General features: G+C 48.4%; 12 protein-coding genes. 3 read left to right on the forward strand and 9 right to left on the reverse strand.

The window, feature by feature from the left end:
• Positions 1-124 precede the first annotated feature (124 nt).
• Positions 125-847, reverse strand: coding sequence for a response regulator transcription factor (locus KDW_RS03880; protein ID WP_151754745.1), 723 nt, complete (start codon positions 845-847; stop codon positions 125-127).
• 88 nt (positions 848-935) lie between these two features.
• Positions 936-3,650: a sensor histidine kinase gene (locus KDW_RS03885; protein WP_151754746.1), complete on the reverse strand. Its 2,715-nt coding sequence runs from the start codon at positions 3,648-3,650 to the stop codon at positions 936-938.
• A gap of 528 nt (positions 3,651-4,178) precedes the next feature.
• Between KDW_RS03885 and KDW_RS03890 the strand changes: the two genes are divergently transcribed.
• Complete coding sequence (locus tag KDW_RS03890; RefSeq protein WP_162004927.1) at positions 4,179-5,867, forward strand: alkaline phosphatase D family protein; 1,689 nt, start codon at positions 4,179-4,181, stop codon at positions 5,865-5,867.
• Between the two features lie 103 nt (positions 5,868-5,970).
• On the opposite strand, the gene KDW_RS03895 is transcribed toward KDW_RS03890, so the two are convergent.
• Genes KDW_RS03895 through KDW_RS03905 form a run of 3 tightly spaced genes read right to left on the reverse strand, consistent with a single transcriptional unit; the run spans position 5,971 to position 9,411 of the window.
• A complete protein-coding gene (locus KDW_RS03895; protein WP_162004928.1) occupies positions 5,971-6,978 on the reverse strand; it encodes a lipocalin-like domain-containing protein in 1,008 nt (335 codons plus the stop codon).
• A complete protein-coding gene (locus tag KDW_RS34815) occupies positions 6,914-7,426 on the reverse strand; it encodes an MMPL family transporter (RefSeq protein ID WP_162004929.1) in 513 nt (170 codons plus the stop codon). The genes KDW_RS03895 and KDW_RS34815 overlap by 65 nt, the downstream gene beginning before the upstream one ends.
• Complete coding sequence (locus tag KDW_RS03905; protein ID WP_151754749.1) at positions 7,375-9,411, reverse strand: MMPL family transporter; 2,037 nt, start codon at positions 9,409-9,411, stop codon at positions 7,375-7,377. The genes KDW_RS34815 and KDW_RS03905 overlap by 52 nt, the downstream gene beginning before the upstream one ends.
• A gap of 369 nt (positions 9,412-9,780) precedes the next feature.
• On the opposite strand from KDW_RS03905, the gene smpB reads away from it, so the two are divergent.
• Together smpB and KDW_RS03915 are read left to right on the forward strand one after the other, a co-directional pair.
• Positions 9,781-10,278 (forward strand): SsrA-binding protein SmpB, encoded by a 498-nt coding sequence (smpB, locus tag KDW_RS03910; RefSeq protein ID WP_151754750.1) that lies wholly within the window; start codon positions 9,781-9,783, stop codon positions 10,276-10,278.
• Positions 10,279-10,286: 8 nt separating this feature from the next.
• Positions 10,287-10,655, forward strand: coding sequence for a VOC family protein (locus KDW_RS03915; protein ID WP_198925184.1), 369 nt, complete (start codon positions 10,287-10,289; stop codon positions 10,653-10,655).
• A gap of 116 nt (positions 10,656-10,771) precedes the next feature.
• Here the strand turns inward: KDW_RS03915 and KDW_RS03920 are convergent, their stop codons facing one another.
• The 4 genes from KDW_RS03920 to KDW_RS03935 form a co-directional block, all read right to left on the reverse strand.
• Entirely contained in the window at positions 10,772-10,966 is a 195-nt protein-coding gene (locus KDW_RS03920) for a hypothetical protein (RefSeq protein WP_151754752.1), read from the reverse strand.
• A gap of 246 nt (positions 10,967-11,212) precedes the next feature.
• The gene (locus tag KDW_RS03925; protein WP_162004930.1) at positions 11,213-11,923 is read right to left on the reverse strand and encodes a GNAT family N-acetyltransferase; all 711 of its coding nucleotides are present in this window, start codon (positions 11,921-11,923) and stop codon (positions 11,213-11,215) included.
• 100 nt (positions 11,924-12,023) lie between these two features.
• Complete coding sequence (locus KDW_RS03930) at positions 12,024-13,007, reverse strand: GNAT family N-acetyltransferase (protein ID WP_151754754.1); 984 nt, start codon at positions 13,005-13,007, stop codon at positions 12,024-12,026.
• Between the two features lie 79 nt (positions 13,008-13,086).
• Positions 13,087-13,917 (reverse strand): ABC transporter permease, encoded by an 831-nt coding sequence (locus KDW_RS03935; protein WP_151754755.1) that lies wholly within the window; start codon positions 13,915-13,917, stop codon positions 13,087-13,089.
• Between the last annotated feature and the right edge of the window lie 2 nt (positions 13,918-13,919).

Here is a 13,919-nt window from a genome sequence, read left to right on the forward strand (position 1 = left end):
CGCATGCCGTAACAATCAGCGTTTCCTGAAAAACTGAAAAATTACCTTCTTTAAAGTGTACTGCTAAATGAGTTAGGTCGCTATAAAAAATCAAGATACGGCATTAAAATTTTATTAAAGTTTTTTATGAATCGCCCTGTGAGCGGAAAACATAGCCAATGCCAGGCTCTGTAACGATATATTTTGGTCGCGATGGCTCGGACTCAACTTTTAATCTGAGTTGCCGAACATAGACACGCAGGTAGTCAGCTTCTTCGCCGTATTCTGGTCCCCAGACAGCACGCAACAGTGAACGATGGGTCATTACTTTGCCAGCATATAACATCAATTGACGCAAAAGTTCAAATTCGGTGGGTGTCAGGCGAACTTCCTGGGAACCAGCCCGGACCTGTCGCCGCACAACATCCATATAGAGATAACCGTCCTCGCTCGTCAATATTTCTGGCTCACGCTCATTGGCAGCTTCCTTTGAACCAGACCGGCGCAAGCAAGCGCGCACGCGCGCCTGGAGTTCATCATTGCTAAACGGCTTGGTTAAATAATCATCGGCCCCAAAGTCCAGAGCTTTGATTTTCTGCTTCTCCTCAGCGACTGCCGAAAGAACAATGATCGGTGTCTGGGTAAATTGGCGCACCTGAACACATACCTCTACGCCATCCATACCTCCCGGGAGACAGATATCCAACAAAATCAAATCTGGTTGATGTAGTCTGACCATGTCCACGGCCTGGCGTCCACTTTCTGCGACCAGAACATCATAGCCTCCAGCCATCAAATTGCGACGCAAGATGCGCTGAATCGGTGGCTCATCGTCCACCACCAGGATACGTTTCCCTTTCACTTTCATGGCGCTTCCTCCTTACAGGTATCCCAACCTCTTACAGGTATCCCAACCTGCCACATTGATCTCCCACCGACACATTTCTTACCTCTTGCTAGCTGCGTGTATGCGATATCCGATCAATTTCATCAGGCCCTGCCAGCATCCTTGTTTCCAGATGGGTAACCGTTTGAGGATGGATAGGCAAGAGGAAAGTAAAACACGAACCTCCCTCATCGGATGCCCCAGCCCAGATACGACCTTGATGAGCTTCAATAATCCCTTTACAGGTTGCCAGGGCCAGACCATTGCCATATGACGAAGCCTGACTTTGGAATGAGGTAAAAATCCGTTCGCAATCATCCTCTGGGATCCGTACACCGTGATCAATTACACGAACGCGTAACTCTTCTTTTTCATGATGCAATATATCAATAACTAAAGAGATAGTAGAAAAATCCGGACTATGACGGGCTGCATTTTCGACTAAATTATAAAAAACTTGTCCCAGCCGTGCATGATCGGCGTAAACCAGTGGTAGGGTCGCGGGTATCTCTGGTAATAATTGCCGCCCGGCCAGTGCGCGCTGCAATTTTTTCGTGGTCGCATAAAGAATTTCAGCCACATCACACCATTCCAGCTTTAATTCCATCGCACCCATTTCGATACGAGATAACTCAATTAAGGCATTCACCAGCATAGTAAGATGATCAGCCTCACTATCAATATCCACCAGCATATCATTGCGATCAGCTTCTTCCCAATCCAGGTCAGACTGTAACAGACCGGTAACGGCTGCCTTAATGGTCGTCAGAGGAGTACGCAAGTCATGAGAAAAGGCTGATAGTAACGCGGAACGATTTTTCTCTTCCCGTACCTGCTCGGTGACATCCTGTACCTGTAATGCAATGGCCTCTAACTGTCCCGATTGGGTGTAAAGAGGATAGCGTGTAAACTGATAGTGATGATCACTGGTTGCTCCTTCGTCGCGCATGCCGTTTCCATTCAGTTCTGAGCGCTTAGAGGCCTGAACATCGAGTGGTTCATTGGCAAGGACACAACGAAATTCGGGACGATACATACTCTCTTGCGCAAAATCTTGCAAATAATTCCGTAGAGCCTGTTCATCACGTATCCGTGGTAATAGATGTGCAAATACTTCTTCAATAGAAGGCCCCAGTGCCTGTCCCTGTACGACTGATGAGACCAGCATATGCAGGTAATAATCCGTAGACATAGCTTCAAGATTCAGTTCACACCATTGACGGGCCGCAGGATTCATAAAAAGGCAGGAACCATCTGGATCTACCACAAACCAGGGATCGCGTACCCAGTTGGTTGATTGTTTTAAATGTGTGATTAAACGGCTGAGTTCACCGATCATTGCAGCCCGTGTCAGAGCGGATTCCGCAGTCTGAGCGAGCAACGCCTGGGTTTCACTAAAAGGGGCATCTGGCTGTAACACTGGCTCTTCCAGGAAGATTGGCGACACGGTCATATGCTCGGTTTCGAGTGATGACTTGAAGGGATCCACGAGTTGTTCGTGCTCAATCGCTGAACGGATCTCCTGCAGGTTTCTTTCATTCTGCGTGAGCAGTTGCTCACTCACCCAACGCATTAAATACGGAAGGCTCACACCAAACGTGCGCTGGGTCTCTTCGCGCATCTCTCTAAGTAGCTTGAGTTCCTCTCGCTCCTGTTCCTCTACAGTACGGGCTTCACGAGTATGCTGGACTAATTCGAAACGCTCAAGGGAAGATTGAAATCTTCTACGCTGGTTAACCGAAGTTAAGAGCATTCCATTATGAATAGCCACGGTTGCTTGATTGGCAAAAAGAGCGAGAATATCGGTCTTGAGTGGTGTGAAGCCACCGGTTTCGGTTGAGCACAGCACTAACACACCATAGACAGCAGGCCCATTTGCTAAAGGATAGCAGTATAATGATCGCAATCCGAGCTCGGTTGCTAACCCCTGATTCTCTGGATAATGCTCATCCGTTGCGAGATCGATCGAAACCACTGGCTGTCTGCGTTTAATGGTTTGCCAGAGAATACTTTTCTCGCTCATATGACTGTGCTGTAAAAGGTGCTCAAGCAACTTTTCATCAAGCTCAGCTTGAGCTTCCAGGTGTAAGGTAGCCGTCTGCCGATCCTGCAGAGTGATAAAGGATGCACCCCCTAATGCCTTAGAGACACCCGTCACGATCTGCTTGAGGACAGTTGAGAGCTCCATCTTTGAGGTAAGCGCGCTGGTAACATCTTTGAGGGCCTGCCGCTGACGATCCTGAATAGCAGCATTGCCTCCCAGTTGGACACTTTCAATCGAGGCAGCCAGCATTTTCACCACCGCGTCAACGAGGCGCTGCAAGTGGTGATCGGCATACGTATGCAGAGCGGTACTCCCTAGTTCCAGAGTACCAAGCACACGGTTTTCTACTTTTAGGGGTGCGATCAAGGTAGAACGCAACTGATGATATGAGCTAAGAGCATCGCCACTTGTGGCAGGAGAACCATCGAGTCCATCAGGATAATCACGAACCTGGAGTGCTGGCTGGTTCAGAACCTGCTGGAGCATAGAATCGGTTAAGGGATGCTGATGCAAAAAAGCTTTCCATCCGCCACCATCACGCTGGCAGACCGTTACCCGCACAGCCTGTCGATCATGGCGCAACAACACAACACCAAACACATCAAACGGGACAGCCGATTCTAGTTCTGCTGCCAGACGTGTATAATCAGGTTTCGCGCCACGCACACTGAAAACAATACGAGCAACGCGTTCTATTATTGCAGACTCTTCCAGAGCGGAGGTATGTGTTCTCGCTTCCATCACTTCCTGCCAGGCTACAGCGACGCATTCATCAACAATGATGAAGATGAAAACTCATCTCTCTTTAAGACGAGATGAGCATCAGGCGTACTGTGTACACTTTTGTTACACATAAACTGCATTACACTTAAAATAATGCAGAGAAACACCAACATTCACCATCACATTTTATGCACACCACAAACAAGTACAACCCAAAAATGGCTCAAATCCCTATCTACCCGCAAAATGTCTGTTTGCTATTGCCACAAAGTATACCACATCCATACTAGTCCAGGTCAATGGCTGCACAGACGATGAAGAGGATTGTTATAAAAATCACGTCAGTATCAAATCGATCTCAAGTAGCTTTCAAACTATCTTTATCTCAATTCTGATCCACAGAAAATTCTGTATTTCTTTCTACTTATTTAACGTAGATTTGATCTGATTCTGTTATAGAATAAGTAATATAGCTAGTGCTTGTGACAAATTTGAAAATTTCTACTTATGCTATTTCAGCAAAGCAGCAGATGGAGCGCTAACACCATGCCCGATATTTGTATTGGCCCACTTGTACGTGCAGTCAGCCCAACCAGTATTGTCATCTGGGCTGAATTGACAGCGGCGGACACCGTGACTTTACATGCTCAATCAGAGATTCCTGGTGAGGTTGCCAGAATGATCAGCCAGGCCACCATTCAAGTCGGAGGTCATTATTATGTGGCCCTACAACTACAGGGCTTGCAACCAGCAACCTGGTATCGTTATCAGCTAACAGGCACCGATCCACACCACGATTTGAAAATGGTGACAACTGAGCAGCCATTACACTATTTCCGAACACTGCCAGATGAAAAAGCAACCGAGGAGGGTACAGCAGTATTACGCATTGCTTATGGCTCATGCCGTAAATCTGAGACCGGACAGCCTGATGTTTTCAGTTTTTTTGGAGACTGGTTAAAGGAGCACTTTACCGAACGTGAGGCGAACTGGCCACATCTGTTGCTGCTCATTGGTGATCAAATTTATGCAGACCAACCTGCACAGCAGCTACGTCAGACACAACCACAGCTAGGCCCTGAAGCAACTAATTTTGAAGAGTTCAGGTTGTTTTATCAGCACGCCTGGGCCTCTGATCCAGGCGCCCGACAAGCACTGGCCTGCATCCCAACCTATATGATTTTTGATGATCATGAGATTACCAATAACTGGAACTCGCTGCCCGACTCGCGTTCCAGAATTATTGAGGCGGGCAAGGAACAAATACTGATTGATGGTACACTGGCTTACTGGATCTACCAGGGATGGGGCAATCTGGATCAGACCAACACAGAGCATCCACTGCTGGCGATTATGCAAGCTGCCGCTCTGAGTGGAGAAGATGTGCTGGAGGCGTTGCGCTCCTGTATTCGACGTGATCTTTATGGCGAAGTACTTTTACCCTGGCACTATGAAATACATTCATCTCCACCTATCTTCGTAGCCAATGCGCGCACTGAACGTACTGCCGTCCTGGTAGACAAACAGGAAGAGATTTACGATCCCATGCGGATTATCAGTCACACACAGACAACGGATCTGCAAAAATGGTCTGATAGCAATCCCGGCACGTTATCTATTATTGTCTCCTCCGTACCAATTCTGCTGCCACCAGCTATTGGCTGGATTGAATACCTCATCGGACAACGCATCTGGCTCAAGAAGCGTGGCGGGCTACGCTGGCTGGGTCGCCAGCTAGCAAGCCTCCAACAAAAAGTTGCCACACGAGCAAGTTTTGATCACTGGCCACTGTATTCCCTTTCATGGCGAGACTTTGTGCTGTTATTTGAGCAACACCAGAAAGATATGCTGATTCTTTCTGGTGATGTGCACTTCTCCTATGCATTGACGGCAGAGGGAACGACAGAGGCGGCCCAGAACCACTATCTTTACCAGTTTGTTTCTACTCCCCTCCAAAACGCCTTGAGCCCATCAGATCAGCGTAAAATAACGTTACAGGCGCGTGTCTCGCGGCTGCGCTATGGAGGTCTTACGCAACAGATCCTGCCTCTGACGCCTGCAGTCAAAGATATACATATCGACCATAATCTCCTGTTTGAAAACACAATAGCAATCCTCAGTCTCCAGACTGATCAGCAAGGACGTTATATGCCCCAGCAAGAATATCTGGGCTATTATCATGGACAGCTACAAAAGATCGCGACCACGGTTCTGCCGAAACAGAATTCCCATTAAGTGCTCGCTCTTCTTGCCTCTAAACAACAAAGGAAGATGCTGAGCCAACTTGTGACAGCATCTTCCTTTTTCTCGCATAGGTAACCTTATAGCGTGGCTACCGTTACGATTTTTTATATCCAGTTAGCTCGACATACCCCTCACCGGCGATGGAATGTCCATGGTTCTGGCCTTTAATACTCACGGCTCCCTCCCAATAGATATTGCCGGTTGATTTTTGTACCACCAGTTCCTGGTTCTTGAGCAATGGCTGAATGGTCAGGGCAGCCTGCAAGTGTGGATCTTTAATCTCGACACGCCAACCAGACGGATAGCGAATACCAGTCTTTGGACTGACCCAGGTATCGAGTGCTTCGAGATGGAGCGCCTGCTCTGGCAACACCACCGATTTTGCGTCGGCGGTAGTATAGCCTGCATAAGTAGAAATGGTTTTACCACTGGCATCACGAATAACGTACAGCATAAGCTCGGTGTTGTTATTTAGCTGGATGCTATACCAATCCCATCCGCCGCCACCGAGCGTCAGGAAGTTTCCCCATTGGTGATCCATCCAGGCCGTACCAGTCACCTTTAAAGGCTGGTTGTGATCCATTAAGGTACCAGCCACAGCCATACGGGTCCGTGAGTAATAATAGGAAAAGCCACCAAGCCCATAAGTAATCAAGCCATTGCCGTTATGCAAGGTCGCATCTTTCTGGCCTGTCAGATTAAGATTAATAGCATAGTCCTGCATTGCAGCCGTCAGATGATCCTTACCATTCAAGCCCTGAGCCGCCCAATCACCAACCCGAACGTTAATTCCCTGCGTGGATTGCCCATCGGGTCTGGACTGACCAAAAGCGGTCATGCTCCGCTGATCATAGTGGAACTCGTTCCGGCTGATATCTGTAATAGCAAAGTGCGCAGGACGCACGGCGGGCAGGGAGCTACGTAGGGCCTGGAAAAAGACCAACTCAAAGCCATACGTACGCTGTTTACCGCTGGCATCAGTGGCCTGCATATGTCCTGTGTAGTACCACCATTCGGTCAGATTATTGTGCGACCCTTCATCCTGAGGAAAGTGAATAGGCGGCAGGTTTGTCTGCTCTGGCTGCTGTTTGACCTGTGGCAATGTTGCCGAGGTAGAAGCTAAACCAGGAAATGTACAGGACGATAAAGTCAATGTAAGTAGCAGGCAAACAAGCAGGGTCCAATACCTGGAAAAACACAGTATGCTTTTTTTCATTTTTTGCCCCTACATGCATATCAGAATCAGTAGATGGAGTGGCTGCATCTTCAGTACCGGAAACACCTGACACGCTAGCTTCAGCCAGAGAAGGGGGATGGCGTTGCACACCAAAGAAGGGCAGCCACCAGTTCCAATCGCCCAACAGACGCATTGTGGCTGGCACCAGCAAACCACGGACCAGTGTGGCATCGATCACCACCGCCAGGGCCATTCCCAGCCCCAGGGCTTTAACCAGGATCATATCAGCAGTAGCAAAACAGGCACTCACCACAATCACAATCACTGCCGCGCTGGTAATAATGCCGCCACTACGCTGTAAACCCAGTGCCACCGCACGGCGATTATCCCGGTCTGCCAGAAAGCCTCCTGAATGCGGGACAACAAGAAGACCTCATAATCCATCGATAAGCCAAAGAGAGAGCAGAACAGTAAGATTGGACTCGAAGCTTCGACAAAGCCAAGGGGTGTAAAACCTAATATCTGGTGCAAAAATCCATCCTGGAAAATCAGGACCAGGGCCCCATAGCTAGCCAGAATCGAGAGGGTATTCATGATGATAGCTTTTAATGGCAGCAGTAGGGAGCGAAACAGTAAGAGCAGCACTATATAGGTGGTAATCGAGATAATCAAAATCGCAATGGGAAAGTCGGTATAGAGAGAATGAACGTAATCAATATTGCCTGCCGTTCCACCATCTACCAGTACTGAGATACCGTTGCCGGGATTGGTATTACGGATGGTTTGGACCAGCGTCTGCGAATTTGGATCAACCATTCCGTATTTGCTGACCACCTGCACCAGCAAGGTATTACCAGAAACAGAGGACTTAAGAAAGGCTCCTAGATAAGGGTCGGCAATTAAATCTGGATGCGTATACAATAATTGATATTGCGACAGCGTAAAGCGTGGATCGGCACTGACGATACTATCCACGCGCTCGACACGCGGATCAGCCTCAATGCGCTTCACATAATAATAGAGATTTTTGATATTATCAGGTGTCAGAGCATTCCCTTTGGTCTGTACAGCCATCAGAATAGGTGTGGTTTCGCGCTGATTAAAACGTTGTACCAGTAAATCATAGGCGGCACGCGAGGGTACATAAGACGGTAAGATCGAAGCATCTGGCGCTGAAAAGCGTACGCCTAAAAAGGGCGCACCAAAGCCAAGCAGCAGCAAGAGAACGGGAAAGAAGACACGTAGCGGATAGCGCATCACGAATTGAGAGAGACGATACCAGTAGCCATGATGAGGATCCAGTTCTGTGTTTACAGCAACCGAACGACGTCCAAAGCGTGGTACGCGTACCGGCAAGGCATTGACCTTCAAGCCCAGAATCGCCAGCATAGCGGGCAACAGGGTGATAGCTGCCACCACAGCGAGAAGCACGACGAGGATACCACCCAATCCGACTGAATGCAGCATGTTGATATGGAAAAAGGTCAGACCAAATAAACCAATCGAGACCGTCAAACCCGAAAAAGTGACGGCACGCCCGGCAGTAGCTACGGTAATCGCTACGGCTTCCTCAATATTTCTCCCGTGCAGCAATTCTTCGCGGAAGCGACTGACCATAAATAGCGAGTAATCTACCCCAAGTCCCAGACCAAAGAGGGTGGTGATATTAAGGACAAAAATGGACAATGGCGTAATATGACCAAGACCAAAAATCAGGGCCAGTGCAACCACAACGGCAAACCCACCCACCAGTGCTGGCAAGATCGCCGCGATCACTGAACGAAAAACCAGGAGAAGTGCAATAATGGCAAAGGGAAAGGCCAGCAATTCTGCTCGTCGCAAGTCATTTTCACTGACACGCTGAATATCCTCATAAAAAACGGGGCCTCCACCAATCTTCGTCTGAAGATCAGGCACTTTCTGCAAGCGCTGCTCCAACTCTGGAAGCTGTTTGGCGGCAACATTGGCATCCGTTTTCATTTGAATATTTACATATGCGGCATGGCCATCCTGAGAGACCTGCCGCGGATTCTCTAGATAACTGGTAACCTGGGCAACATCTGACCAGGAACGAATCCTGGCTAAAGCTTGCTCGGATTGTTGCGTAAATTGTGGATCAGCCACAGTGTACCGATTGCTGGTAAAGATTACCTGCACAATGGTCTCATTCACATGTAGCTTCTGGACCAGCGTATCAATAGCCTTCTGCGACTCTGAATCTGGACTTTCAAATCCACCTGATTGTAGTACCTGGTTTGCTCGGGGAGCAAACGGCAACGCAATCACCGCGGCAAGTACCCACAACCCAACAATCAACCAGCGATGGCGGGTGGCAAATTTGCCTAAACGGTAAAACATAATAGGGCCTTTCTCTAGGACAATGCAAAAGATAACAAACTGTACTCACTCTGTTTTATGACGATACTATTCACCTGGAGGGGTAATACTAGCATCTGCAAAATCTCAACCTTGCCAGGAATGCATATTTTTTCGCGCTCTGGGAACTAACTTCAACTGTATACCCATGATGTTGTATAATAATGGCATCATCCACTACACCTATGCAACTGCATCTTTCCTGCAATGCCCGGAGTTGACAGCTTTTTACTATCCAGTTCTGGCAGGAAAGATGAACCTGCAATGCAGTGTTCCTGGGATATTGCTGTAGACGCTATCGCAACAGCGATATTCCAGATAGACGTCCTTTATCTAGAAGGAGTTTCTCCGATGGCCAAGCCAGCCACCAAAAAGAAAGAGACGGCACCAACAAACCACGTGCCGATTAAAGTTATCTCGGTCAATCGCCAGGCTTATCATGATTATGAAGTCGAGCGCACCCTGGAAGTGGGTATCGCCCTGGTTGGCACCGAGATCAAGTCGATCCGCGATGGCATGATTCAGTTACGCGGCGCGTATGCAATCGCACGCAAAGAAGAACTCTGGCTGGAGAATGCCAATATCGCCATCTACGCCCACGGCAACCGCTACAACCACGATCCGATGCGTAGCCGTAAATTGTTGTTACATCGACGCGAAATCAACCAATTACTGAACCGCGTAGCGACCAAAGGTTTAACCCTTGTGCCCTTGAAAATATATCTCAAAGGCGGACGGGCCAAAATTGAGTTAGGGCTCTGTCGTGGTAAAAAACTGTATGATAAACGCGAAGCCATTGCCAAGCGCGACGCCCAGCGAGATATTGAACGTATAGTACGGGGAAGGTAAAAGAGATCGTGACGATTACCGGGGTCCATCATGCACAGATCACTATTCCAGTGGGAACAGAAGAACAGGCGCGGCACTATTATTGCCACTTACTTGGCCTGCCTGAAGTTGAGAAGCCAGATTCGCTCAAGGGGCGAGGTGGCTTCTGGCTACAAGTAGGAGATCGCCAGGTGCATGTTGGGGTGGAAGATGGTTTTGAGCGCACCAGCACTAAAGCGCATCTGGCCTACCAGGTCACCGATCTTTCAAGCTGGAAACAGAAGCTAGAGGCACACAACTTTAGTATCCTGGATGGTATACCCATTCCTGGCTATGATCGCTTTGAGACCCGCGATCCTTTTGGTAATCGTCTGGAGTTCATTCAGCCCCTCACGTAAAATCCCACCGCCACGAGCCGCCTCTCTAGCGAGGGCGGCCCGATTGATGAATGCATAAACGCAAAAAACTGATCCCGAAAAAAATAGTAAGCAAACAGCAGACATAATCAATCGTATTATTCTTCAGGAAAACGATCTGAGTTTGTGGAACGCGCCTTGATGTGATTATATAACGTCCATAAGGCAATAACAGCACCAGCAAGAATCAAACCAATCGCCACAACCAACAGGATCAGCAGAAGTCCACGCATATTATCCGCATTCGCTGCATTTCTCATACTGGTAGCAGCCACCATCAATAATACAGGCATAGAAAATTTTTATTCTACCTTCCTATTTGTACATGATTATGCCCTCGCGAGCAATCATAGCACTATGTACTAGGACTCTATAAAGCGGATAAAGGTAACAATTTTGAGCGTGAATAAACTGCCAGGCAGTTTTATTATTCTTGATTCTTGCCTGTAAATCAGCATATAAAAACATATAAAAAAACACGCCAGAAGCGTCATTCTGGCATGCTGTAGCACTAAAAAATGTCCAAACATATTCTTTTTTTATCCAGCAACGCATGGTAGAGCAACTTTCGGCTCGACGATACGCCTCTGACCTCCAAGCGCTTTTTCATAGATAGCATATTTTTGTGTTTGATAGACATCCGCAGATGAATGCTGATTTCTGGCTTGACTCGACTCATGAGGTTGAAGCTCAACTTGCAGGGTCAACATACCATCAACGGCTGAAAAAAATGGCTCGGCCATCTGCTCCATAGCAATGGACATACATAAAAACTGCTGGATCAAGCAATATCCTTCATAGAGAAGAACTTCATACAATCGCTCACTAGAACTATCAATCGAGATGCGTACCTTGATTTGCTGGTTACCCACAATGATTTGCTGGTCACCCACAATCACCAGGCCAAGTTGACGGATACGTTCTTCCCCCAGACGTATCAACAATGACTCGATACCGCGTCCATGATACTCAGGATCAACATATAGCCTTAATGCAAAGATAGGCTCGGACTGCTCGCTCTGGCGCTGCACATCGGCATAGCCAATAATCTCTCCTTGCCTGGTTACAATCAGCCAGGCATCCTGAGACAACTGGAAATAAGCATCTTGCCAGATACTTCTCAGTTTCTCCTCAGAACACTGGCCTGCGTACAGTGGATTTTCCTCCTGTATATTGATCAAACGTGCAACCGCGGAAAGATCCTGTAACCGTGGGGCACGTGCAGATAACTGGTGTAAACGTATAATCACAACGGTGCTCCATTCTTCACGTGAGAACTCACTGCTAAATACACATGCGTCCTCACGTGGGTTAGATGGAGACAAGAGATAGTCAGGCTGTAGGCCCCCTCTATTCTGCTAAGGTTTGAGTGCCTAACGCCTTACCGCCTCGTAGCTCCTTCATATAATGGCTGGATTGCTGGGTTATATGCATGCCAGCCCGCTCGTATAAACGCGTCGCGCCGGTCAGACTCTGTGCATCCACCGAGAGATAGACCTGATGAATACCGCGCTTAAAAAATTCGCCAAACGTGTAGTGCAAAAGGGATAAGGCCAGACCGTTACGCCGCCAGGGCCGCCGAATGCCAAGAACATGTATCCAACCATCTGTATCTCTTTCAATAGCACAAAGTGAGATACCAGCAATTTCTTTGCCATCCATGGCGATATACCAGAGCGACGGATCAAAATCTGCTCGCTTCACCATCCAGCGCGACCATTCTTCATAGGACTGGCTGATAAAGCCCCAGTGATCTTGAAAAATGTCTTCATCCGCTTCATAAATGGCATGAAACATATCCGGCGTTGCTGTCACGATACGGATGTTTTCCGGCCATGAGGGGGCGGTGGGTTGGGTTTCCAGTTCAATTCCCATCCGCCAGAAGGTACGCTCTGGCTGAAATGCATGTCGCTCAAGTGCTTTCAGCCAGGCTTTATTTTCATGCATCGCATATGCCTGCAAGGTCACACGTACATCCGGAGCGGCCAGGGGCACCTGCTGCTGTGCCCAGTGTTCGGCTGTCTCTAATAGAAAGTCATCAATGCCATCCTCAAGATATGCAGGATGAACGCTACAGCGAATAGAGAGGCGAGCATGCCGGGTGTGCGCCATCAAAGCATAGCCAACAACTTCTTTCTGGGCTGAAAAAACGAGCCAGCTATCCGTAGCAAGATTGATCTCAGGTGAAGACCATAGCACACGTAATTCATCTAAAGTCATAGTCACCATGCCCAGCCAGTGCAACTGGCTAACCGAGATAAGCGCAAAGACCTGCTCCACATCCTCCTGGACGGCCGGGCGCACAATATAGGTATCCGCAAGTGTACTTACCATGATTTTTTCTCCATTCCTTTGGAGAGTGGAAGCGACCTGATACACGCTTCCACTCCTGCTTCACTAGTTGTGCTGGCAATTAGCCATTACGTTTGAGCTTACCGGTGCGCTTGGCGTAGCGCTCAGCCAGGCTAAAGATGTAGATGCCCACAGGCACACTGATCACGCCAATGATAATCAGAGGCCAGGTACTGTTCCACACGATAGGCGACCAGATCGGTGTGCCATCCAGAATACCGGAGCGCAGTCCAGTCAGGACGTAGGTAGCCGGGGAGACCTTGGCCAATGGCTGCATCCAGGCGGGCATAACGCTGATATCGTAATAGACACCCGAGACGAGCAATAAAAGCGCGCGGATAATATAAGACATCTGCGAGCCACGCTCGGTAAAGAGCAAGGGCAAGACTGAAGCAGCAATACCAAAACCGATGAAGGACACACTGCCAACCAGTAACATAAAGATCGCGGTCAGGTAATTGGCTCTGGCCAGATCCAGATGAAAGAACGATCCTACAATCAAAAGTTGCAAAAAGGTAAACAGAAGTCCGTGCGCAATGGCATACCAGCAGCTACCGACCAGGTGTGTAAAGCGTGAAATAGGTGCCATGAAGGTATGCTCAATCGTGCCTTCCCAGCGCTCGATGGTGATCAAATCGGTCACACCTTCGAAGGTTACGCTGAGATAGGACCAGACCGAGGTACCAATCAACAGGAACAGAATCAAGCGATTCGTATCAACACCTTTCCCACCCCAGTTTTGTGCGCTCGCCCCCAGGAAGGTAATAGAAAGGGCATTGGCAACGTTATAGACCAGCCAGACAATTTCCCAGGCCCAGTAGCGCTTCGTCAGATTCCAGTTCCGTTCGAAGAACGCATAACTGGCTCGTGCCTGATGAATCAAAGAAGACATGT

This window comes from Dictyobacter vulcani, assembly GCF_008974265.1.
Taxonomy (GTDB): domain Bacteria; phylum Chloroflexota; class Ktedonobacteria; order Ktedonobacterales; family Ktedonobacteraceae; genus Dictyobacter; species Dictyobacter vulcani.